Source organism: Ferrovibrio sp. (genome assembly GCF_025869515.1).
Taxonomy (GTDB): Bacteria; Pseudomonadota; Alphaproteobacteria; order Ferrovibrionales; family Ferrovibrionaceae; genus Ferrovibrio.
Genome location: NZ_JAOZVR010000077.1, coordinates 1 through 21,778, shown reverse-complemented (window position 1 = coordinate 21,778; position 21,778 = coordinate 1). Strand labels below are relative to the sequence as shown.

At 61.3% G+C, this 21,778-nt stretch carries 19 protein-coding genes; 11 read left to right on the top strand and 8 right to left on the bottom strand.

Annotation, left to right across the window (positions count from 1 at the left end; all coding sequences use genetic code 11):
• Positions 1–66 precede the first annotated feature (66 nt).
• The 5 genes from OJJ21_RS11890 to OJJ21_RS11870 form a co-directional block, all read right to left on the bottom strand.
• The gene (locus OJJ21_RS11890; protein WP_297686465.1) at positions 67–825 is read right to left on the bottom strand and encodes an SDR family oxidoreductase; all 759 of its coding nucleotides are present in this window, start codon (positions 823–825) and stop codon (positions 67–69) included.
• Positions 822–1,277, bottom strand: coding sequence for a MaoC family dehydratase (locus OJJ21_RS11885; protein ID WP_297686463.1), 456 nt, complete (start codon positions 1,275–1,277; stop codon positions 822–824). The genes OJJ21_RS11890 and OJJ21_RS11885 overlap by 4 nt, the downstream gene beginning before the upstream one ends.
• Entirely contained in the window at positions 1,277–3,226 is a 1,950-nt protein-coding gene (locus OJJ21_RS11880) for a biotin carboxylase N-terminal domain-containing protein (RefSeq protein WP_297686461.1), read from the bottom strand. The genes OJJ21_RS11885 and OJJ21_RS11880 overlap by 1 nt, the downstream gene beginning before the upstream one ends.
• Positions 3,227–3,230: 4 nt before the next feature.
• Entirely contained in the window at positions 3,231–4,832 is a 1,602-nt protein-coding gene (locus OJJ21_RS11875) for a carboxyl transferase domain-containing protein (protein WP_297686459.1), read from the bottom strand.
• A gap of 62 nt (positions 4,833–4,894) precedes the next feature.
• Entirely contained in the window at positions 4,895–5,341 is a 447-nt protein-coding gene (locus OJJ21_RS11870; protein WP_297686457.1) for a MaoC/PaaZ C-terminal domain-containing protein, read from the bottom strand.
• A 124-nt stretch (positions 5,342–5,465) separates the two neighbouring features.
• On the opposite strand from OJJ21_RS11870, the gene OJJ21_RS11865 reads away from it, so the two are divergent.
• From OJJ21_RS11865 to OJJ21_RS11840, 6 genes are all read left to right on the top strand, one after another.
• A complete protein-coding gene (locus OJJ21_RS11865; RefSeq protein WP_297686455.1) occupies positions 5,466–6,302 on the top strand; it encodes a PaaI family thioesterase in 837 nt (278 codons plus the stop codon).
• A gap of 122 nt (positions 6,303–6,424) precedes the next feature.
• On the top strand, positions 6,425–7,528 hold the full coding sequence (gene dctP / locus OJJ21_RS11860) for a TRAP transporter substrate-binding protein DctP (RefSeq protein WP_297686453.1): 1,104 nt from the start codon (positions 6,425–6,427) through the stop codon (positions 7,526–7,528).
• A gap of 145 nt (positions 7,529–7,673) precedes the next feature.
• Positions 7,674–8,186, top strand: a complete 513-nt coding sequence (locus OJJ21_RS11855) for a TRAP transporter small permease (RefSeq protein WP_297686451.1) — start codon at positions 7,674–7,676, stop codon at positions 8,184–8,186.
• Entirely contained in the window at positions 8,183–9,478 is a 1,296-nt protein-coding gene (locus OJJ21_RS11850; RefSeq protein ID WP_297686449.1) for a TRAP transporter large permease, read from the top strand. Before OJJ21_RS11855 ends, OJJ21_RS11850 begins: the two co-directional genes overlap by 4 nt.
• 73 nt (positions 9,479–9,551) lie before the next feature.
• Positions 9,552–11,153: an AMP-binding protein gene (locus tag OJJ21_RS11845; protein ID WP_297686447.1), complete on the top strand. Its 1,602-nt coding sequence runs from the start codon at positions 9,552–9,554 to the stop codon at positions 11,151–11,153.
• A gap of 23 nt (positions 11,154–11,176) precedes the next feature.
• Positions 11,177–11,968 carry an enoyl-CoA hydratase/isomerase family protein gene (locus tag OJJ21_RS11840; protein ID WP_297686445.1) on the top strand — a complete coding sequence of 264 codons (792 nt, stop codon included), beginning with the start codon at positions 11,177–11,179 and terminating at the stop codon, positions 11,966–11,968.
• A 514-nt stretch (positions 11,969–12,482) separates the two neighbouring features.
• Here the strand turns inward: OJJ21_RS11840 and OJJ21_RS11835 are convergent.
• Both OJJ21_RS11835 and OJJ21_RS11830 read right to left on the bottom strand, forming a co-directional pair.
• The gene (locus tag OJJ21_RS11835) at positions 12,483–14,393 is read right to left on the bottom strand and encodes a TRAP transporter fused permease subunit (protein WP_297686442.1); all 1,911 of its coding nucleotides are present in this window, start codon (positions 14,391–14,393) and stop codon (positions 12,483–12,485) included.
• A 70-nt stretch (positions 14,394–14,463) separates the two neighbouring features.
• Positions 14,464–15,432 (bottom strand): TAXI family TRAP transporter solute-binding subunit, encoded by a 969-nt coding sequence (locus tag OJJ21_RS11830; protein ID WP_297686440.1) that lies wholly within the window; start codon positions 15,430–15,432, stop codon positions 14,464–14,466.
• 81 nt (positions 15,433–15,513) lie between these two features.
• Here OJJ21_RS11830 and OJJ21_RS11825 point away from each other — a divergent pair, with 81 nt between their 5' ends.
• The 3 genes from OJJ21_RS11825 to OJJ21_RS11815 all read left to right on the top strand — a co-directional run bounded on the left by OJJ21_RS11825 (position 15,514) and on the right by OJJ21_RS11815 (position 18,393).
• Complete coding sequence (locus OJJ21_RS11825) at positions 15,514–16,224, top strand: GntR family transcriptional regulator (RefSeq protein WP_297686438.1); 711 nt, start codon at positions 15,514–15,516, stop codon at positions 16,222–16,224.
• On the top strand, positions 16,221–16,946 hold the full coding sequence (locus OJJ21_RS11820; protein WP_297686436.1) for an HAD-IA family hydrolase: 726 nt from the start codon (positions 16,221–16,223) through the stop codon (positions 16,944–16,946). Before OJJ21_RS11825 ends, OJJ21_RS11820 begins: the two co-directional genes overlap by 4 nt.
• Before the next feature lie 235 nt (positions 16,947–17,181).
• On the top strand, positions 17,182–18,393 hold the full coding sequence (locus OJJ21_RS11815) for a pyridoxal phosphate-dependent aminotransferase (RefSeq protein WP_297686435.1): 1,212 nt from the start codon (positions 17,182–17,184) through the stop codon (positions 18,391–18,393).
• Between the two features lie 414 nt (positions 18,394–18,807).
• Here OJJ21_RS11815 and OJJ21_RS11810 read toward each other — a convergent pair whose 3' ends face one another.
• Positions 18,808–19,788: a hypothetical protein gene (locus OJJ21_RS11810; RefSeq protein WP_297686433.1), complete on the bottom strand. Its 981-nt coding sequence runs from the start codon at positions 19,786–19,788 to the stop codon at positions 18,808–18,810.
• A 215-nt stretch (positions 19,789–20,003) separates the two neighbouring features.
• On the opposite strand from OJJ21_RS11810, the gene OJJ21_RS11805 reads away from it, so the two are divergent.
• On the top strand, positions 20,004–20,543 hold the full coding sequence (locus tag OJJ21_RS11805) for a TnsA endonuclease N-terminal domain-containing protein (protein WP_297686431.1): 540 nt from the start codon (positions 20,004–20,006) through the stop codon (positions 20,541–20,543).
• Between the two features lie 46 nt (positions 20,544–20,589).
• Positions 20,590–21,778: DDE-type integrase/transposase/recombinase (locus OJJ21_RS11800; RefSeq protein WP_297686429.1), on the top strand; the 1,189-nt coding region annotated here is incomplete at its 3' end.

Here is a 21,778-nt window from a genome sequence, read left to right as displayed (position 1 = left end):
GTGAAATTCCATAACCTCACTTCTTTTCTAGCGAAGTTTGGGCGCTCTGGCTATCGGCGGTTGCCCTCAGATTGCCGAGATGCCTCCGGTCACCGACAGGGTCTGGCCGGTGATGCGGGCGGCGCCGGGACCGGCTAGGAAAAGTGCCGCTTCGGCAATGTCCTCGGCCTGGACGACGCCCAGATGGGCCAGCGTCTTGGCTTTGGAAAACAGTCGCCCCGCGAAGGAATCGCTCATCAGACTGTCGTGCAGCTCGGTGCCCTCGACAATGGAGGGAGTGATGCAGTTCACGCGGATACCCTGGCGCTTTGCCTCATACGCCATGGCCCGGCAGAACATGATGATGGCGGCCATCGCCGCGCCGATCGCCACCTCACCTGGCGTGGCAAGTTTGCCGGCATCGGAGGCAATGCAGACGATTGCGCCATGGCCCTGTTGCGTCATGGTGGGCAGGACCGCCCGCGCCGGCAGGATCGTCGGCGCCAGCGACCGGTTGATAATACCCATGACCTTGTCCAGGGGAATGTCCTTCAGCAGGCACGGCATCGGATTGCCGCCGCTGCAGCAGAAGAGGGCGTCGATGCCGCCCAAGCTTTCCGCCGCCGCCGCGACCATGGCGGTGCATTCCGCAGGATCGCCGGCATCGCCGCGGATGAAGGAAGCCTGCAGGTTGCCCAGCTGCTCGAGGGCTGCGGCGCCCCGCTGGGGATCACGGCCGGCGATGACGACGCGCGCGCCGGCGGCGATGGCGCGGCGGGCGATTGCCAGACCAATGCCGGCCGTTCCTCCGGCCACCAGGACGCGTTGGTCGGACAGTTCTGTCACGACTTTGGTTGCTTCATCATCAGGGCGGCGCGATCACACACACCGCACAGGATGCCGTCCTGGTTGAAGCATTCGTGGCGTAAAGTGACGATACCGTCATTCGGGCGGGACTTGCTTTCGCGCTTGCCCAGCACGGTAGTGCGCATGCGAATGGTGTCGCCCTCGAACAGCGGATGCGGAAAGCGGACATCGGTCATGCCGAGATTCGCAATCGTGGTGCCGAACGTGGTGTCGTTGACTGTCATTCCCACCATGCAGCCAAGGGTGAACAGCGAATTCACCAGCGGCCGACCCCAGACCGACTTAGCCGCGGCATGCGCATCGATATGTAGCGGCTGGGTGTTCATGGTGAGCAGAGAGAACCACCGGTTATCGGCTTCGGTGATGGTTCGGGTCCATTCATGGTTGAACACCATGCCTTCCTCGAATTTCTCGTACCAAAGTCCAGCCATCAGGGGTTCTCCTCCATTTCGATCAACACTGTCTTCGCGCTTTTGGTTTCGCCGGTGGCGCAGGCGACCTTGATGATTTTGCCGTCGAACGGCGCCACCAGTGTGTGCACCAGTTTCATAGCTTCCATGACCAGCAGCTGGTCGCCGGATTTCACTACATCGCCCGGCGCGACATGGACGCCGGTGATCAGTCCGGTGAGCGGCGCCACGATCTGCCCGGCGGCCTGGCCTTCGGCGCGGGCATTGACCCGGGCTTCGGCCAGCGACCGCGCTGAGAGGCTGACGGAAAGTCCGTCTGCCGTGGCATGAATCACGCCGTCTGAGTGCCAGACGGCCGCATCGCGGCTGCCGAGTGTAACAATCTCCCCGCCGGACAGCGCCGACCGTTCGGCGCCGAATAGCAGCGTCAGATCGGCCTGGCCGTAATCGTCGTCGACCGCCAGCGGCGCAGCACCCGGTCGCCGGGGACCGGTGGCGCGGAAGCCATCGGTGCGCAGCAGCGGATTCTCCGAGGGTTGGTCGAGCAGGGCGGTCGCCGCCTGCGCGCGCAACGCCAGGAGTTTCTTGGAATCCGGCCGCCAGCCATCGGGGAAAGTCTCGCCGAGGAAGGCCGTCGTGGCATTGCCTGCGGCAAAGGCCGGGGCGCGCAGGCAATCGGCGAGGAAAGCCTGGTTCACGGATAAGCCGGGCATCGCCAGCTGCTCGAGGCCGGCGATCAGCCGCTGTCGTGCAGTCTCGCGATCGGCGCCATGCGAGATCAGCTTCGCCAGCATGGAATCATAATAAGTGCCGACCTCGGATTCGGCGGCGACGCCGGTGTCGAAACGCAGGCCGCGCGGCGGCACGACATCGAGGAAACGGCCGGTGGCCGGCAGGAAGCCTTCATCGGGCCGCTCGGCATTGATGCGGACCTCGATGGCATGCCCGCGCGGTACGATCTGCTCCTGCGTCAGCGGCAGGGCCAGGCCCGCGGCCTGGCGCAGCTGGAACTCTACCAGGTCGACGCCGCAGATACATTCCGTAACCGGATGCTCAACCTGCAGACGGGTATTCATCTCGAGGAAATACGGCTCGCTTCCGCCGCCTTCCATGATGAACTCGACGGTGCCGGCGCCGGCATAGTTGATGGCACGGGCAAGCTTGAGCGCGCTCGAGAACAGTTTCTCGCGCACCGCCTCCGGCAGATTGGGCGCGGGGGCTTCCTCGATGACTTTCTGGTGGTTCCGCTGCACCGAGCAGTCGCGCTCGTGGAAATGCAGGGCGCCGCCCTTGCCGTCACCGAACACCTGGACTTCCAGGTGGCGCGGCGACTGGATCAGTTTCTCCAGAAAGACAGTGTCATCGCCAAAGGCAGAACCGGCCTCGGCGCGGGCACTGGCCAGCGCGGGCGGCAATGCCTCAGCCGTTTCGACGCGGCGCATGCCGCGGCCGCCGCCACCGGCGCTGGCCTTGACCATCACGGGATAGCCGATGCGTTCGGCCGCCGCGATCAGCTCTTCGGTGGAGGCGCCAACGCCGTCGAAGCCCGGCACCACCGGCACGCCAGCGGCTTCTGCGATGCGGCGTGCCTCGATTTTCGATCCCATCGCTTGCACCGCCTCGGCCGAAGGCCCGATGAAGATCAGCCCGGCCTCGGCGCAGGCGCGGACGAAACCGGCATTCTCCGACAAGAAGCCGTAGCCGGGATGCACCGCATCGGCGCCGCTGGCGCGGGCGGCGGCAATGATTACCGGGATGTTGAGATAGCTTTCGGAGGCCGCCGGCGGGCCAAGGCGGCAGGCCTGGTCGGCAAGTCGGACATGCAGGGCGTTCGCATCGGCATCGGAATAGACGGCGACTGTGCGCAGGCCGAGGCGCCGGCAGGTGGCGATGACGCGGCAGGCGATCTCGCCCCGGTTGGCGATCAGAACGGTACGGATCGGAAATGGTGCGGTCAGAAACGCGGTCATGTCATCACATCCTGTACACCGGCCGAGTCGGGCGCGGCGTTGGGCGCATGTTGCCCAGTGCAAGGCAGATCCCCAGAATTCGGCGGGTGTCACGTGGGTCGATGATGCCGTCATCGAACAGCCGCGCGGTGCAGAAATAGGGATCCGACTTTTCGTCGAACATGCGGCGAATCTTAGCTTCGTACTGGGCCAGTTCTTCCTCGTTCACCGTTTCCTTGTTGATCGAGGCGCGACGCAGATCCATCAGCACGGTACTGCCGACATCCGGATTCATGCCGCCCAACCGGGCATTGGGCCACATGAAGAGGAAACGAGGACGGAAGCCGCGGCCCGACATGCCGTAGTTGCCGGCGCCATAGGAACTGCCGGTGATCATCGTGTAACGCGGCACCCGGCTGTTGCTCATGGCATAGACCAGCTTGGCGGAATGTTTCGAAATGCCGCCGATCTCCGCCTCGCTGCCGACCATAAAGCCGGTGGTGTTCTGCAGGAACAGTAGTGGCGTGCCGCGCTGGTCGCACAATTCGATGAAATGGGTGCCCTTCAGGCAGGCTTCCGCGAACAGCACGCCGTTATTGGCGATGATGCCGACGGGGAAACCCTCGATATGCGCGAAGCCGCAGACCAGGGTGTCGCCCCAGTCGGGCTTGAATTCGTGGAAGGCACTGCCGTCCACCAGGCGGGCGATAACCTCGCGCTGATCGAAGGGGCGGCTGAGATCGGTGCCAACGATGCCCGGAATCTCGGCCGGGTCAAACAGCGGTGGACGTGGCGCCTTCGGATGGTGCTCGAAAGGCTGCGCATAGTTCAGCGCACCGACCATGTCGCGCAGGCGGCCGAGGGCGGAACGCTCGTCGGGCGCAATATGATCGTTGACGCCGGATTTGAAGGTATGCAGCGCAGCACCGCCCAGATCCATGCGGTCGACCACTTCGGAGATGGCAGCACGCACGATCTGCGGCCCGCCCAGATGGATCGAGGCATTGCCGTCGACCATCACGAACTCGTCGCAGAGCGCGGGGATGTAGGCACCGCCGGCGGTGCATTCGCCGAATACCACCGCAAGCTGGGGCTGGCCCTCGGCCGACATGCGGCACTGGCGATAGAAGGTGCCACCGAAATGGTTCTCGTCGTAGAACACCTCTTCCATCTGGTTGAGGTTGGCGCCGCCGCAATCGACCAGGTAAAGCACCGGCAGCCGGTTCTCCATGGCGATTTCCTGGGCGCGGATATGCTTCTTCACCGTCTCGCGATAGAAGCTGCCGCCCTTCACCGTGGCGTCATTGGCGATGATCATGCAGGCGGTGCCGCGCACAGTGCCGATGCCGGTGATGAGGCCGGCGCTGGGCAACTGGCCGTCATACATGCCCCATGCCGCCAGGGGCGTGAGTTCGAGAAACGCCGTGCCAGGGTCGATCAGCAGGTCAATGCGATCGCGCGCCAGCAGCTTTTTGCGCGCATGATGGCGTTCGACCATGCGCTCGCCGCCGCCGGCCAGCGCCCAGTCCAGCCGTTCGCGCAACCGGTCGATCAACTGCTGATATGCTTCCTGTCGCGCGAGAAAGCCTGTATCGCGCGGATCGATGGAACTATGCAAAACGGTCATTGCCTGTCCTGTACTTCTGGCATTTGCGGGGCGGCCTCGGTCCTCGAAATTCTGTCGCCCGATTATCCGGCCTTCGACGCGGACTTCATCAGCAGCGTGGCTGTGCCTTCCTGCACCGTCTCGTCCTTCTGGTTGATGACGTTGAAGCGCAGGGTAACGATTCCGTCGCCGGCCTTGGTGGGGCGCAGGGCATCGGTGGTGACGCGGGCATGAATGGTGTCGCCCAGACGAATCGGACCGCGGAAATCCCAGTTGAGATTGAGGAGGCCCAGCGCGGTGCCGTTGATCAGGTTGAGCTGGGACATCAGGCCGATCGCCATCGACATGCCAAGCGGGCCATGGGCAATCCGAGTGCCGAAACGGGTTTCGCGGCAATGCTCCTCGTCGGAATGCAGCGGGTTAAAGTCCCCTGACACGCCGCAGAACATCACCACATCGGCTTCGGTCACCGTGCGGCGCTGGGTCGTCCAGGTCTGGCCAAGGCGATATTCCTCGTAGGCAAGGCCCATACCGGTATCCCTTCTCGACAAAATATAGAACAAGTGTTAGTTAGAATAGCGAATGCTCGGGTGGTCTGCAACAACCACCTGAAGAACATCCAGACGTTGGGTCGAGCCGGGAGGAAAGAGGCCGATGCAGATGATTCCGATCGATCAGGGGCTGGCCCAGGTCCTTGGCGGGCCGATTGCCCATGATGACGAGATCGGCGTGCGCTACAGGCGTTCGGCCGACCAGCGGGTGGTGCTGGAACTGCCCTATGCGCCTTTCCTCGCCGAGGCCGGCGAAGCCTGGATCGGCGTTGGGCCGCTGGCCACCGTGCTCGACAGTGTCTGCGGGATCGGGGCGATGGCAGCCATGGGTTATCGCGAGAGCACGGCGACGGTCGATCTGCGGATCGACTATCTGCGGGATCCGGCGCCGGAAACCGGCTGCTATGTCGCCGCGCAGGCGGTGCATGTCGGCGGAGAGCCCGAAGCCGGCATGGTGATGATGCGCGCCGAAGCGCGCGAAACCGGGTCGGAAACGCTGCTGGCCTGCGCCACCGGCGAGTTTATCCGCCGTCGCCTCCCCAAGCTGGAGCCGCGGCGGGGCCATGGCGCCGTGGCGGCAATGTCGACGGCGCCGAATTATCGCGGGCTAATGGAATTTGTCTCGCAGCCCGACGGCCTGCGCATGCCGTTCCGTCCCGGCCTGGTGGGCAATGGCTCGCTGCCGTCGCTGCATGGTGGGGCGGTCGCGGCCCATCTGCAGCGCGCGGCCGGCGAGGCCGTGGCGAAGGAACGCAGCGGCCGGCCGGCCCGGTTGACCACGGCGCATTTCAGCTTTCTGCGCTTTGCCGGTACGGCCGACACGCTGGCGCAGGCCGAGATTGATCACTTGGGTGCTTCGGTGGCTTCGGTGCGGGTGACCTCGACGCAGGAGGTTGGGCGCGTTATTGCCCGCGCGGCCTGCACGTTTCTTTGCCTCTAGGCTTATTCAGGCGGTAATTGTGCTTGCAAGCCAGCGGAATCGACATATACTAACTTACGACTGTTAGAAAATAGAGCCACCCGATATGGGATCGGGGGCCGGGAAATGGGAAGGAAACCCCGATGTCGAGCACCAAGAGGGCATGGAGTCTGAAAAAGCGGGTTGCGGCGTCGCTGGCCGTGGCCGGAATGCTGCTGGCGGGCGCCGGTACAGCGCACAGCGCAGAAACCCTGAGCTACGCCACCTATTTCGGCGCCAATGACCCTCTGGTCCAGGTCGATACCTGGTTCATGAAAGAGGTGGAGAAGCGGACCAACGGTGCGGTCAAGTTCGACACCTTTCTGGGCGGCGCCATGTTCGGTGGGCCGGAAATCTATCCCGGAATGTCCCGGCGCGCGGTGGATATGGGGATGAGCGTGCCCGCGGCCTTTCAGCCGACGGATTACGTGCTGAGCAACGTCACGCTGCCGTATATCACCGACGACTCGGTCGCTGTGACCTATGCCTTCAACCAGCTGGCTCAGAAATCGCCCGCGCTGCAGAAGGAATATGCCAACCAGAACGTCAAGCTGCTCTATGCGCTCGGCTTCTCCGAGAACACGATCTGGTCGACGAAGCCGATCAGGAAGGTCGAGGATCTCAAGGGCATGCGCATCCGCTCCGTCATGAGCATCGCGGATGGCCTCAAGATTCTGGGCGCGGTGCCGGTGTCGATGGGATTTGGCGACGCCGTCGGCGCGCTCCAGCGGCAGGTTATCGATGGTTTTTCGTCTGCACCTTTCCTGACCAGCATTTCGGTCGGTCTGCATGACTTTGCCCCGTATGTGTCCGATGGCGGCGGCATGGGCGTCTATGCCGTGTCCAGCACGTCCATCAATCTCGATACTTGGAAGAAGCTGCCGCCGAACGTGCAGAAGGTGATGGAAGAGGTGGCTGCGAAGGTCCCCGACCATTACGCGGCAATCATGGACGGCATGGTCGACAAAGCAGTGGATGCGGTGATCGCCGCAGGTAAGACGCAGGTCGTGCTGATGAGTGTGGAGGAGAAGGCGCGCGTCCGTGACGCCGTGGCAAAACCCCTGTGGGATAAATGGCTAATGGCCGCAAATCAGCGGGGAATCGATGGTTCGGCTTTCCTCGACCAGTACCGTCAGCTTGTGTCGGAGCATGTAGGCAATCACAATTACCTGCCGGGCCTCGAGCGTTACGCCAAGAAAAAGAAGTAATTCCTTCGAAGTTGGCCCGGCGCATCAGCCGGGCCTTCTCCTTCCGTTCGCCATCAGGCCCGGCAAGGAGCAGATAGTCAGCATTTGTTACTGAGCGATCAGCGGTCCGGGTGGGTGGGTCTCCTGTATGCGGCACGTTTTCCGATTGATCGAAAAGATCAGCGACTTCCTGGGTGGTTTGTCCGGTTTCACCACCCTGGTCATCACTGTCATCGTTATTTTGGATATCGCGCTGCGGACGCTGCTGAACGCGCCGATCCCAGGTGCGACCGAATTCAGCACATTGCTGCTGGTGGCGCTGGTTTACCTAGGCTTGGCCTCGGTCCAGGCCGGCAAGGCGAACTTCTCCGTCGAGATCATCGTCGTGCATCTGCCGCCATCGGTGCGCCGCGTGCAGGAGGCGCTGGTGACGCTGCTGTCGGCGGCGGCGATCGGCCTGCTGGTCTGGTTCACAGGCAAAGAGGCGTGGACGTCGACCATGCGCGGCGAAATGACCTTTGGGGCGATCATCTTCCCGGTCTGGCCGTCCCGCATCATCGTCACTTTCGGCCTCGCCATTTTGTGGCTGCAGCTTGTGTGTGACGCGCTGCGTCTGATCTTCCACGGACTGCCTGCGCCGGCCGGAGAGGATGCCGAAATCAAGGGAGTGGGCCAGTGACGCCGATCGAACTGGGAATCATCATCATTTGCGCCCTGCTAGTGCTTCTCCTGCTGGGCATGCCCATCGCCTTCGCGCTGATGGCGAGCGGCTTCCTGGGCATCTTCATCGCCCGTGGCCCGTCCGGCTTCGAATATGTCCTGGCGACTTTCCCCTATTCGTATATCGCGAACTTCGCCTGGATCGTCGTGCCATTGTTCATGTTCATGAGCCAGATGGCCTTCGTTACCGGCATGTCGCGCCGTGCCTTCGAGGCCGCCAATATCATGACCAGCGGCCTGCGCGGCGGCCTTGCCACGGCGTCCGTCTTTGCCTGCGCCGTGTTCTCGACGGTCAGTGGCTCGAGCATCGCCACCGCCTCGTCGATCGCCAATGTGGCGATCCCGGAGATGCGTGCGGCCGGTTACAGCAACCGCCTTGCCGCGGCCTGCGTGGCGGCCGGCGGTACGCTTGGCGTGCTGATCCCGCCGAGCAGCATTCTGGTCATCTACGGCCTGGCAACCGGCACGTCGGTGGTGCAGCTTTTCATCGGCGCGCTGATTCCCGGCATCCTGACGGCCGTCGCCTATATCATCGGCATCACGGTCGTGGGATATCTGAGCCCTCGCAGCGTGGGTGGGAAGCCGCGGCGCAGCGGCGTTACGATCGCCGATCGCTTCAAAAGCCTGCTGATGACCTGGGAAGCCGCGCTGCTGTTCGTTCTGGTCATCGGTTCCATCTATCTCGGCATCGCCACGCCCAATGAAGCGGCGGCCGTGGGCGCCTTCATGGCCATTCTCCTGACGGTGTTCCGGCCCAAGCGCGTGTCCATCCTCTGGGATGGACTTCGGCAGAGCGGTTCGGTTACCTGCGCCGTTTTCGGCCTGATCATCGGCGCCGGAATATTCAGCATGGCACTCACGACGAGTCGGCTGCCGATGGAGATTGCACAGTGGACGGCCGGCTTCGATCTGCCGCCGCAGGCGCTCGTGCTTCTGATCCTCGTGCCGTTCCTGTTTCTCGGCGCCTTCATCGACGGTTTCTCGATGGTGCTGCTGACGATGCCGATCGTGTTTCCCATTATCCAGCACGCCGGCATCGATCCGATCCTGTTCGGCATCTTGGTTGTTAAAGCAGTCGAGATCGGCCTGATCACGCCACCCGTCGGACTCAATGTCTTCGTCGTCAAGGGTGCCGTGCCGGATCTGCCGCTGCGGGATGTATTCATCGGATGCATTCCCTTCGTGCTGCTGGAAATCGGCCTGACCATCCTGCTGGTGATGGTGCCCGAGATCATTCTCTGGCCGCTGTAACGGCCGACAAGTCAGACCGTCGAAAGAAGGTAACGGGTAGATGGTGGGAGTACACACAAACGCGCCCTACGGCGTGGTTCGGAGCACCCTCGGCGAGGTTCTGGTCAGGAACGCCGCCGCGTTCGGCGAAAAGACCCTCCTCTCCTTCGAAGGCAAGAGCTACAGCTATGCCTTTGCCGACCGTCAGGCCAGCCGGATTGCCAATGGCCTGCGCGACGAGGCAAAGGTGAAGAAGGGCGACCATGTCGGCCTGCTGCTGGGCAACTGCCCGGAATTCCTGTGGTCGGTCTTCGGCCTCGGCAAGCTCGGCGCCGTGGCGGTGCCGTTCAATACTGCGGCCAAGGGTGAGCTGCTTGGCTATTTACTCGGCCATTCCAGGGTCAGCGTCCTGATCGTCGAGGCGGAACTGCTGCCCCGTGCCGAAGCCTACCTGCTGAAGAGCAAGGCGATTCACACCGTTATCGTTGTGCCCAGCCCCGCCCGAGGCGATGCGGCCGCGGTGACCGAACTCCCTATCATACCTTTCGCCGCGCTGGAGGAGTCGCCCGATACGCCGCCCGCCGTGGAGGTGTCGCACCGGGACCCGATGTTTCTGATGTATACTTCCGGCACGACGGGCCCGTCGAAGGGCGTGATCGCGCCGCATTCCCAAGGGCTGAGCGTTGGCGACCAGCTTGTCAACGTCTATGGCTATACCTCCGCCGACATCCTCTATACCTGTCTGCCATTGTTCCACGGCAATGCCCTCTGGTATTCGATGATGCCGGCATTTCTCTGCGGCGCGACGCTGGTGGTTTCGCGGCGCTTCTCGGCCTCGCGCTTCTGGCAGGAAGTGGTGGACAGCGGCGCTACCCAGGCCAATGCGCTCGGCGCCATGGCCAATATCGTGATGAAGGAGCTGGGCCAGCTGGATCGCAGCCGTCTCAAGCTGCGCCAGTGCATGGTGGTTCCAGCCCTCGACTATGAGGCGGGCAAACCCTTCCGCGACATGGGCATCAAGCTCACCAGCCTGTTCGCCCAGACTGAAACCTTCGCGGTGACGCTCCACGGACCGGACGAGCCGGCGGAAAAGGCCGGATCCGCGGGCCGTGGCCATCCCTATACCGAAGTGGCGATTCTCGACGACGAGGACGGGTTCCTCCCACCGGGCGAAGTCGGCGAGATCGCCGTACGCCCCCGCGCGCCGGGTATCATGATGCAGGGCTATTTTGAAATGCCGGTGGAAACCCTGGGCACCATGTCGAGCCTCTGGTTCCATACCGGCGATCGCGGCTATCTCGACAAGGATGGCTATCTCTACTTCGTCGATCGCAAGAAGGACGCGATCCGGCGCCGCGGCGAGAATATCTCAGCCTATGAACTGGAGATGATCATCTCACGGCATCCGGCGCTGCGCGAGGCCGCGGCAGTGGCTGTGTCCTCGGAACTCGGCGAGGACGATGTGCTGGTCTGCCTCGTCGCCAATCCGGATGCGAAGGTCGATTTCGCCGAGATCATCGCCTTCTGCGACGCCAACATGCCATATTTCATGGTGCCGCGGTATCTGCATGTCCTCGACGAGCTGCCCAAGACGGCTTCGGAAAAGATCGAGAAATACAAGCTGCGCCAATGGGCGTCCGAGAATATGGGCAAGCTCTGGGATCGTGAGATGGCTGGCATCAAGGTGACGCGCTGAGCCGTGTCGAAGGAAGGAATCCGATGAAGAATGAAGCGCTGGAACTGACCTGGCCGGCCGAGGGTGTGGCGCAGATCACCCTGACCCGTGGCTCCGAAATGAACACCCTGACGCATGCCCTGCTGGATGGCCTGGAAGGAGCCATTGTCCAACTCAAGGGTTCGGGCGTGCGCGCGTTGATCATCACCGGCAGCGGCCGCGCCTTCTGCTGCGGTGCGCATTTGGATTACTTCATCGAAGACCAGCTCGGCCGCGACGCTGGCTTCATATTGCGGGACACCTATCTCGATCGCATCGCCCGGGTTTTTGACAGCCTCGAGGAACAGCCCTATCCAGTGATAGCCGCGATCAACGGCTTTGCGCTGGGCGGCGGTGGCGAGCTTGCACTGTCCTGCGATTTCCGCATCATGTCGAAGACGGCGCGCATCGGCCTGCCCGAGGTCAAACTCGGTGCCATCGCCGGCGCCGGTGGCGTGCAGAAACTGGTCCGCCATGTGGGCCGCACCAAGGCGCTGGAATGGATCCTACTTGCCAGCCATGTCTCGGCCGAGGAGGCCGAGCGGCGCGGACTGCTCTATGCCATGACCGAACCGGAGGCGTTGCTGCAGGAGGCCCTGGCACTGGCTGAGCGACTCAAGGCATTGAGCCCGCGGGCGATCGCCCAGAGTAAGGCCGCTGTCTACCTGTCGGAAGATGCCGATCTGCGCAGCGCCCGCCGCTTCGGTCTGGAAGCCCTGAGCCTGCTGATCGGCAGCGCCGACTGGACCGAAGGCATCGCTGCCTTCCACGCCAAACGTCCGCCGAAATTCGGTTGAGCAAGTGCGCCCTTCTCCTCGCGAAGGGAGATGTAACTGGCTGCCAAGCTAACGGGTTTTGATATCGGGTTCTTGGCACCGAGAGTTCGACGCTTCCTCCCAGAGTTCGACCGGTGGACGACTGCCTGTTGGGACTTCCGGCAGGCTTTGAGGATTTTCCCCACCAGAACAATTTCTGATGGGGTTCCCCGACTTCTGGCGTCGCAACTGAGCACGGCGCCACCAACCTACGCTTGGCTTCTTTTTTATGGTTGGATACTAGGTCGACGAAGATTGTGTGCAGACTTAGTCCACTACGTTCCACAGCTGGTGCCGCATTAAGTGAATTCTTATTCGAGATACGTGGCTAGGAACTGAACTGTTGGGCTGCGGTTCGTTTTCCGACCCGCCGGCCAACCTGCACCGCAGGCTTAACTGGTCGACTGGTCCTCCGCGAATGGTGGCAATTAGGCGGGCCCGTCCCGGGGTCGCGGCAGGCAGCGCGGCCAGCAGTGGTCTGGGCGCGGTGCTCTAATTAGCGGCCGGTGTCGCGCTCCTCCACTAACGGCAGGACATCGCTGCGTCGAGCCTGCCGGCGCTGCCACCCGTAGATCGCTGCCAGCAGCGCCACGACAGCCATCACTCGATAGGTGATCGGCACGTCATGCAGCAGACACGCAGAGATGCCTGTTGCCAGAGCAATGACACGGACGGGTTTGGTGACGGTCGCGCTGAAGTGGCCACTGATTGCACCGGCGATAAGAGTCAGGCCCGCCAGGTTCATGGTGAAGTGACTGACGGCCGCCAGCCAACCCTCTTCGAGCAGCAGCGCCTGGGAGAACAGGTAATTGTAGCCGACGATGATGCCGCCGGTAGCCAAACGAAACGCCTGCAAGCCGGTTTTCATTGGATTGGCTTTGGCGATGGCGGCTGCCGTATAGGATGCCACCGCCACTGGCGGCGTCACCTCGGCAAACACGGCGAAGTACAAAACGAACAGATGGGCTGCGAGCTCCGGTACGCCCAGTTGGATCAGCAGCGGAGCGCCGATTGCGGCGGCAATGACATAGGCCGCCGAGGTCGGCACGCCCATGCCCAGAATCAGGCACACAACCATGAGCAGCGTGCCGGCGACGACCAGATTGCCATTGGAGACCGACAGGACCAGCGACCCGAACGACAGCGTCATACCGGTCATGGTCAGGGCGGTCACGACAAGGTTGGCGCAGGTGCAGGCCAGCGCCACCGTGATCACGGCGCGGCCGGCTTTTGCAACAATTGCCAAAAAGTCCTTCACGCCCAGGCGCGTATGGGCGCGCAGACTGGCAACGGCGATCATCGTCACCAGCGACCAGAACGCGGCGAAGTTGGGTGAGAAATGGCCGTGCAGCAGTACCACCAAGGTAACGAGCGGCAGCAGCAGATGGGCGTCGCGCAGCACGGTCCGCCAGGTCGGCAGCTCATCTGCCCGCATGCCGGCCAGGCGCAGTTTGCGGGCTTCATAATGCACGTTGATGTAGATCGAGAAGAAGTAGAGCACGGCGCCGAGCGCGGCGGCGGCGATGACATGGGAATAGGGCGTCTGGGTGGTTTCAGCCAGAATGAAGGCCGCCGCCCCCATGATTGGCGGCATGATCTGCCCGCCCGTGCTGGCCGCAGCCTCGACGCCGCCGGCAAAGGTCGGGGTATAGCCCCGGCGGATCATGGCCGGAATGGTGAAGCTGCCGACACTGGCGACATTGGCGGTGCTGGAGCCGCTGATCATGCCGAACAGTCCCGAGGTGACGACGCCAACCTTGGCCGCGCCGCCGACATAGCGGCCGGCCGCACGAGTGCCGAGGTTCATGAACAGGCGGCCGCTGCCGGTGCCCTCAATGAAGGCGCCAAAGATGATGAAGGCAGAGACCACCGTGGCGGAAATGCCGGTGATGAAGCCAAAGACGCCTTGGTTGCCGGACAGATAGAGTCCCTCGACAATCTCGCCAGTGGAAAAGCTGCGATACTGCAAGAAGCCGGGCATGTAGTCGCAGACGAACAGGTACACCACCATGATGCCGGCAATGATCATGAGCGCCGGCGCCACGGCGCGGCGGACCGCCTCGAGTAAGAGGGCCACGAGGGCCAGACCAAGCACGATATGCAGGGGCAGCACCGGATCAAGCTGCGCAATGCGCAGATTTATCTCATTGGCATAGTGGTACACATAGGCGGGCGGCAGGAGCGATGCGGCAGCCAGGAGCCAGTCGAGCACAGACGGCTTGTCCGTTGATGATCTACCGGTGGCGGGGAACAGCAGGAAGGCAGGCGGCAGAAAAGCCAGAATATGCAAGGCACGCGTGGTCAGCGGCTCTGGATATCCAAACCCAGCCCAATAGATATGGAGGGCCGCCCATAGGCCGGTCCAAATCCCCAAGGCAATGCCGACACTCCCGTTGATCTGACGCATCTTACTTCCTTACCCGATTGCAAGCGGCCTGCCGCCCTGCGACGGCAGGCCGCTTTTCCCGTAAATGGTGTTAGCGAACGCCGGCTTTCGCAAAGTAGTCTTTCGCACCCGGATGCAGGGGTACGGATCCGTCACCCATGGCCTCGGCATTGCAGGCGAAGCCCATCATGCTTTTGTGAACGTCCGGCAGTTTTGACGCGTCCTTGCAGATCGCCGCGGCGACCTTGTAGACGACCTCGTTGGGCACGTCGCTGCTGGTGTACAGGCTTGTCGAGGTCACGACCGTGGCGGCATCCCGCGCCTGGAGACCGGGATAGGTGGCAGCCGGGACTGCTGCTTTCGTGTAGCCGTAGGTGCTCGAAAGATGCTCGACCAGCTCCGCCGGCAGCGCGCCAAGTGCGGCCGCGCGTCCCTGCGACGCATCGATAATCGCCGCGCCCGGGATGCCCAGCAGAACAAAGAAGGCGTCGACCTGGTCATCCTTGAAGGCGCTGACAATGTCATTGTAGTCGGCATTCACGACCTTGCCGCCATTGGCGCGGATCGCGTCGTAGGATGTGCCGTAATGCTTCATAATGAAGCGGAAAGTGTATTCGTCGGTCGACCCCGCCCGCGGCAGGGCAATCCGCAGCTTGGGCTGCTTCAGCGCATCGGCGATGCTGCGGGTCTCTCCCTTGGTCTGCACATAATGCACATAGTTCTTGGCCAGCCCCTGCAGCACCAAGCGAATCTTGGGATTCGGCTTACCGTCAAACGGCGTCGCCCCCTTGACCGCTGCCGTTGCAAAAATGCTCTGCACCAGGCCGAACTGGCTGGCACCGGCCTGCAGTTTGGCGGGATTGGTGACCCCGCCACCCGGCACCGTCTTCAGCACGACGTCGGGGTGCGCTGCCTGGACCAGCTGTGACAGCCCGGCCGCCGTCGTGTACCACACGCCGCCGACATCGCCGGCGGTGAATTCGTAATTTGCCGCCTTGGCAGTGGAAAAACAGAGGGTTAGCGCCGCGATCGCCCCCATCACCTTGACCCCGTGCAACATTTTTGATCTCCTTTTTCAATCGATCATTGACAGTAGATAATCTACAATCTATCAAATGCCCAGGACGGAGAACTTGTCAAGATGACAAATGCAGGTCTACTCGACGTGAATGCAGGGCGTGGTCGGCAGTCGACCCCTGACCATATCGCCGACACGCTGCGGCGGGCCATTTGCGAAGGCCGCATTGTTGGCGGCGCGCAACTCAAGCAGACCGAGGTGGCCTCGACCTTTGGCGTCAGCATTGTGCCAGTGCGCGAGGCGTTCAGCCGCCTGGTGGCCGATGGTCTTGCTACTCTGATTCCCAATCGCGGGGTCATGGTGACGCCGGTCTCGGCGGAGAACTTCATCGATATTGCCGAGATGCGCAGTCTGCTCGAGCCGCATGCCTTACGCTTGTCCGGTCCAAAATTGACAGACCAGGATTTCACCGCAGCAGAAGCAGCCCTGCATGCGGCCAAGGCCGCAACCGACCTGCTCGAGCGGGCCCATCATCATTGGGACTTTCACAGAATTCTTTACAGCCGGGCCGGCCGGCCGCGCCAGCTGGCGCAGATCGCATCCCTGTATACGAACATCAATCGCTACCTCTTGCCGCTGTGGTCGCGGGTCGGCCTGAGCGCGGACTGGGTCGGTTCGCACATGGCGATCGTGCAGAAGATCAAGGACGGCGACATCGATGGCGCGGCGGACCTGATCGGTCGTCAGGCGGTCGAATCGGCCGAACGCGTCCACGATGTCCTGCGCAGGATCGAAGCCAACCAATCCTCAACACCAAACGGGAAGGAACCATGAAAATTCAAAACTTCAAAGCGCTGTCGTTCGACTGTTACGGCACGCTGATCGATTGGGAAACCGGGATCGAGGCGCTGGTCCGCCCGTGGCTTACCGAGATGAACTCACCGGTCCCGGTCGATCTCGTCCTGTCATCTTTCGCGCTGATGCAGGCCAAGCACCAGCAGGTGCGGCCGGCGCTGCTGTACACGGACGTCATGCGGCGCACCTGGCGGGACATCGAAGGCCAGTTCGGCTGGGACGCGAATCCCGACCATGCCGAAGCGTTTGCGAAATCGGTGTCGGAATGGCCCCCCTTTGCCGACACGGTCGAGAGTCTGCAGTACCTGTCACGGCACTACAAGCTTGTGATTCTGTCGAACGTCGACAATGCGTCGCTCGCTGGTACGCTGCGGTTGCTTGAAGTGCCATTCACCTTCACGGTCACGGCAGAAGATGTTGGATCGTACAAGCCGGGCCTGCCACATTTTGAAAAAGCCCTGCAGAAACTGGCCGCACTTGGTATCCAAAAAGACGGGCTGCTGCATGTTGCGCAGAGCAAGCATCACGACATCAACCCGGGCCGTCAGCTCGGCCTCACGACAGTCTGGGTAAACCGCCGCTTTGGCAAACGCGGCAGTGGTGCCACGCTGGCGACTGATGCAATGCCGGACGTCACCGTGACTTCGCTGGCGGAGCTCGTGCAGCTGCACAAGGCGGAACTGAATGCCACGGCGGCCTGAGGCCGCCTCCGCTTTCAACGTCATGCGGCACGAAAAGTCGTAGGGGGTATCGGCCGGAGAGCGCGATCAAGTCAGCGCGTGGCGCGTCAAGGTCAACGACTTACGGTTCAGCTGTACTCTCACCAGCGCGACCATTTGAATCAACGGCCTCTGCCCCCAGCGACCCAAGCGCGCCCTCCATCATGGCTGGACCTGATCCCCCCGCCGATCATTCACTGCAATCTGGTGAGCAGATATGTCAATCATTGAAGAGAAATTCGCGGCGCTGGCGACAGAGCACGCGCCCGGACAGGAAGTCCGGCAAGTCGCCGGTGACATCGGGAACCTACAGCGGGGAGACCTCCTGGTGGGTGTCCCGGTCGACTTTTCGCATGGTGACGTCGATGCCTTTACGCCGACGCCGGGCGCTTTCGAGACGTTTACTGATGCGGTCGCGGCCGGCGGACAGCAGGCGTATACCGAGTATCGTGGCTCGGCTGCAATTCGAGCCGACCTGGCCGGAAAGCTCGCCGACTTCACTGGTGCGCCAGTTTCGGCCGAGGACGGGCTTATCCTGACACCGGGGACACAGGGCGCGCTGTTCCTGGCCGTTGCTGCGACGGTTGCCGCCGGTGACCGCGTTGCCATCATTCAGCCGGACTATTTTGCCAATCGCAAACTCGTGCAGTTCTTTGGCGGCGAGATTGTGCCGGTGCAGATCCATTACATGACGTCTGAAGGTGCAGCCGGACTTGACCTGGGGCAGCTGCGTGATGCCTTCATCTCGGGCGCAAGGCTGTTCCTATTTTCAAATCCGAATAATCCGACCGGCGTGGTCTACGCTCCGGCCGAGATCCAGGCGATCGCCAGGCTGGCCGCCGAGTTCGATGCCACGGTCATCGTGGATCAGCTGTATTCGAGGCTGCGCTATGAAGGCGTCTGCTATTCGCATTTACGCGCCGCCGGCCTCGCCGAGGACCGCGTTGTCACTATCATGGGGCCGTCAAAGACTGAATCGCTATCAGGTTATCGCCTTGGTGTTGCCTTCGGGGCGCAAGCCGTCATCGAACGGATGGAAAAGCTGCAGGCAATCGTCTCGCTTCGGGCCGCTGGCTACAACCAAGCGGTGCTGCGTACATGGTTTTCTGAGCCAACTGGATGGCTCGATGAAAGAATCCGTCTACATCAGGCCATACGCAACGAGCTGATCGAGATCTTTCGTGCCGGCGGTCTGCAGGTGCGGATACCGCAAGCAGGCAGCTACCTGTTTCCCGAGGTACCGCCCCTGGACGTTGGCATTACCGACTTCGTGCGGCTTCTGCGTATGCAGGCTGGCGTGACCGTTACACCAGGGCCGGAATTCGGGCCGCACTGGTCGAGCATGCGGCTGAATTTCTCGCAAGATCATGCTGCAGCCACTGCGGCCGGAAGGCGGATCATAGAGATGGTCAGGCGATACCGAAGGTGAGGACCGCCAATCTCGCTTGACATTGCGCCGCCACTAATGGGCGTTGGAACTTTGCTTGCTTCTGCGTGGATACGCATGGTCTGCTTAAGGAAGGCATCAAGGTCAAACTTGGTGTCGACATCGACCCAGCGTGTAAGTTTCCGTTTGAGGCTAACAACAAGAAAGCCAAATTCCTGAAGCGGAATGTTGGTGGCCCTGTGGTCTAGCTGGGATTTTTCAGAAGAGAATAAAACCTGTAAGGTTGAAGTTCACATACTTCGCGATGACAAGAAGATTTATGGGTTCCGTTTTGAAACGCCTCTCCACAGAGTTTCCAGCCCGAGCGTGCTCATATCGATGTGTAAATCCTGTGTGCAGCTAAAATTTGAACATGACCTTGGGCATGGGCTTGGCCACAATAAGGCGAAGCGGTCGTCAGAGTGGCTTAGAGGCCAGTTCTTCCAGGGGCTTTTCCTGCCTGTCGGGGACAGGGTTGCCGGAAGGAGATCTGCGCAGGTTTAAGTTGTCCTGCTTCCCACTGATGTACTCAGCGATCCCAACATTTTTAAGAGCTAGGTCGGAAATGGATTCGCCAATCTCGGTGACATCCTTAGGGGGGGCATCCAGGAGAAGCCAGTATCGGCGAAAGAACGTAGATGCGAAGGCAATCTCGCTCACCAGCTTTGTTAAATGCGTCCGCGGCGCGCCGGCGGGTACTCGCTTCAACGAGAAGGCATCGACGAATGTCGCCGCGCCGCCTTTGCGACCTATGACAACAGCATCAGGATTAACGTAGTCGAATTTAATCTTCGTTGCCTCGAGCTCGGTGTCATTCCCCGACAGCATTTCTATATGGCTTTGGATAAGACCTGCCAGCCCACTTCGCTCTGCATGGGCACGTTTACTGCTGATTTTCTTTGAATCGTACGCATTATCGAGATACGGCGGATTGCCGATTACCGTGTCAAAAGTGGGAGCGAAATTCTCGTACCACCTTTGCATTTCCCGAAATGAGAGCTTGCGCTCCTGGTGCTTCGCGAGTGCCTTGTCGGCTTCGTCAGGCGATATGTCGTGTAAACGCTTAATGAGTTCGACGGTACCGAATACAAGACGCGGCAGGCTGCCCTCGCCAGCGGCCGGATCGAATAGCACGGCCTTTGCGCCCAACTTCTCCCTAACGAATTCAGTGACGGTGATAAACCGGCGCATGGTATTCGGATGCACGTCATATGCAGCGGCAGCAGCACTAAGCCATTCGGACGGAGAAGCGTACCGATCGCGCCAACTCCCATCTTTGCGTATTTTCTCGACTGTAATTGCAACCGTGCGCCAATCGGGCTTATTGCCCGCAACCTGAGTGATGGTTGCAATTGCGCGGTCTAAATCGGTATTTCGACGTACGGCCATCTGGTTCATGTAGCACCCTCCACCGGCCGCTTCTAGAAAATGCCAAATCCGACTTGCACTCTGGGTGATTCGCGTTGTAGCGTCTACATCGTTGTATTTTTCTACATCGGCACGGAAATAGAAAAATGCCTTTAATTTCAATGGATGGCGAGAGGGCGCGGCGCGTGGTTACTCGTTCTAAAGGCCGAACGGTGGGCCGATTCGTCAGTCGGAAAAGCGACCGGATGCTGCACTGGGAATCCATGATCGAGCGGGATTTTATGATCCAGCTTGAGACAGATCCGCTTGTTCTGCGGTTCCGCGAACAGCCAGGGACTTTCGCTCTTGAGGTAAATGGCGAGACCAGGAGGTACACCCCCGACATTTACGCTGAGGAGGCCGCCGGTCCGTGCGTATACGAGGTCAAGCCGGACGACGACCTGGAAGATAACGAAGACCTGTTCCGTGCCGCGGCGGATTTTTTCGAATGTCATGGATATCGCTTCGTGGTCGCCAAGCAATCGGCAATCCAGAAGCAGCCGCAGCTCCGCAACAAGGAAATCCTTCTGCGATATGCAGCACACCCCATTGCCCCTCAAACGGCAACCGCTGCGCGGGCAATCCTTCTCGCAACTGGCGGCTGTCCATTCGGGCAGCTTGTCGATGCATTGAAGATGTACGGCGGTACGCGCGGCACGATCTATGGGCTCATGTATCGCGGGCTAATCTCTGCCGACTTCGAACATAAGGACCTCACTGATAGCACAATGGTCCGTTGGCTATAGGTGGCATATGCCTGTTCAGCGAATCGAAATCGATACGAAGCTCTGGATGTCTGACCGCCTGTTCGAGGTGTTGAACGTAACACCCGAAGGAACGGTGTTTCTGCGGGCGTTCGATAATCGCGAAGTTCTGCAAAGAAAGCGCGACGATATCGCACTGGATATCGGCGCCGGGGTTGCTCGTCTCCGACTGCCGCCGCCCCGTGTTGCCCTAAAGACCGTCTCCATGCCTTCGATCGAAGAGAAGCTTCGAACAGATATTGCGCTGCTGAGTCCAGCCGAGCGAAAGGTGTTCGAGCGCCGCTGGGCCTACATAAAGGCCATAACGTCCGCTCAGCTCGTCGAGCTGGAACGCGAGCGGACTCTCGCCGTTGTAAAATCCGTCGCCACCGACAACGCAGATAAGCGGCCGCCGTCCTATGCGACGGTGAGTCGCTGGCACAGGACATATGTTGCCGGTGGACGAGACATGCGGGCGCTATTCCCAAATACCCGCCGCCGCGGTCGTCGTACGCGTAGACTGCCGCCTGAGGTGCTCAAGATCGCCAGGGACGTCATTTACGAGAACTATCTCACCCGCGAACAACTCACCGGCCGGCGGACTTACGATGCGCTCATTTCCGCCATCGATGAGCAGAACAACCGGCCTGGCCGCACATCACAATTGCCGTTCCCCAGCCTTCGCTGGGTGTTCGACGAAATCCGGCGCGTTGCCGATCCTTATGAAATTAAGGCCCGGCGAGAGGGTAAAGCCGCTGCCGACCAACACTTCCGTGCGGTGTATCAAGGGCCCCGGCCCTACCGCCCGCTGGAGCGCGTCGAGATCGACCATACTGTCCTCGATCTGATGGTTGTCGACGACGAATACGGAACTGTCATCGGCCGCCCGACTCTTACCCTGGCTATCGATGTTGCGACGAGAATGATAGTCGGTCTGCACTTGGGTTTCGCGGCTCCGAGCGCACTTGTCATCCTGCGATGTCTACGAAATATCATCTTCCCTAAGCACGAAATTGTTTCGCGCTATCCATCGATCAAGAATACGTGGGATGCGTACGGCGTGCCCGAAACTATCGTGGTTGATAATGGTGGAGAGCTGCATGCTGCCACAGTAGAGGAGGCGTGCCGGCGCCTGAATATACGTATGCAGCACGCACCGCGAAAAACGCCGCGGTACAAGGGAACTGTCGAGAGGCTGTTCGGTATTATCAATACTGAAGTGCTTACGGGCGTACCAG

What these genes read in the sequence shown, in the direction of transcription:
- OJJ21_RS11885 (WP_297686463.1), bottom strand. Translation starts at nt 1,277, where the DNA reads ATGGCTGGACTTTGGTACGAGAAATTCGAGGAAGGCATGGTGTTCAAC.
- OJJ21_RS11880 (WP_297686461.1), bottom strand. Translation starts at nt 3,226, where the DNA reads ATGACCGCGTTTCTGACCGCACCATTTCCGATCCGTACCGTTCTGATC.
- OJJ21_RS11875 (WP_297686459.1), bottom strand. Translation starts at nt 4,832, where the DNA reads ATGACCGTTTTGCATAGTTCCATCGATCCGCGCGATACAGGCTTTCTC.
- OJJ21_RS11870 (WP_297686457.1), bottom strand. Translation starts at nt 5,341, where the DNA reads ATGGGCCTTGCCTACGAGGAATATCGCCTTGGCCAGACCTGGACGACC.
- OJJ21_RS11865 (WP_297686455.1), top strand. Translation starts at nt 5,466, where the DNA reads ATGCAGATGATTCCGATCGATCAGGGGCTGGCCCAGGTCCTTGGCGGG.
- dctP (WP_297686453.1), top strand. Translation starts at nt 6,425, where the DNA reads ATGTCGAGCACCAAGAGGGCATGGAGTCTGAAAAAGCGGGTTGCGGCG.
- OJJ21_RS11840 (WP_297686445.1), top strand. Translation starts at nt 11,177, where the DNA reads ATGAAGAATGAAGCGCTGGAACTGACCTGGCCGGCCGAGGGTGTGGCG.
- OJJ21_RS11835 (WP_297686442.1), bottom strand. Translation starts at nt 14,393, where the DNA reads ATGCGTCAGATCAACGGGAGTGTCGGCATTGCCTTGGGGATTTGGACC.
- OJJ21_RS11830 (WP_297686440.1), bottom strand. Translation starts at nt 15,432, where the DNA reads ATGTTGCACGGGGTCAAGGTGATGGGGGCGATCGCGGCGCTAACCCTC.
- OJJ21_RS11825 (WP_297686438.1), top strand. Translation starts at nt 15,514, where the DNA reads ATGACAAATGCAGGTCTACTCGACGTGAATGCAGGGCGTGGTCGGCAG.
- OJJ21_RS11820 (WP_297686436.1), top strand. Translation starts at nt 16,221, where the DNA reads ATGAAAATTCAAAACTTCAAAGCGCTGTCGTTCGACTGTTACGGCACG.
- OJJ21_RS11815 (WP_297686435.1), top strand. Translation starts at nt 17,182, where the DNA reads ATGTCAATCATTGAAGAGAAATTCGCGGCGCTGGCGACAGAGCACGCG.
- OJJ21_RS11810 (WP_297686433.1), bottom strand. Translation starts at nt 19,788, where the DNA reads ATGAACCAGATGGCCGTACGTCGAAATACCGATTTAGACCGCGCAATT.
- OJJ21_RS11805 (WP_297686431.1), top strand. Translation starts at nt 20,004, where the DNA reads ATGCTGCACTGGGAATCCATGATCGAGCGGGATTTTATGATCCAGCTT.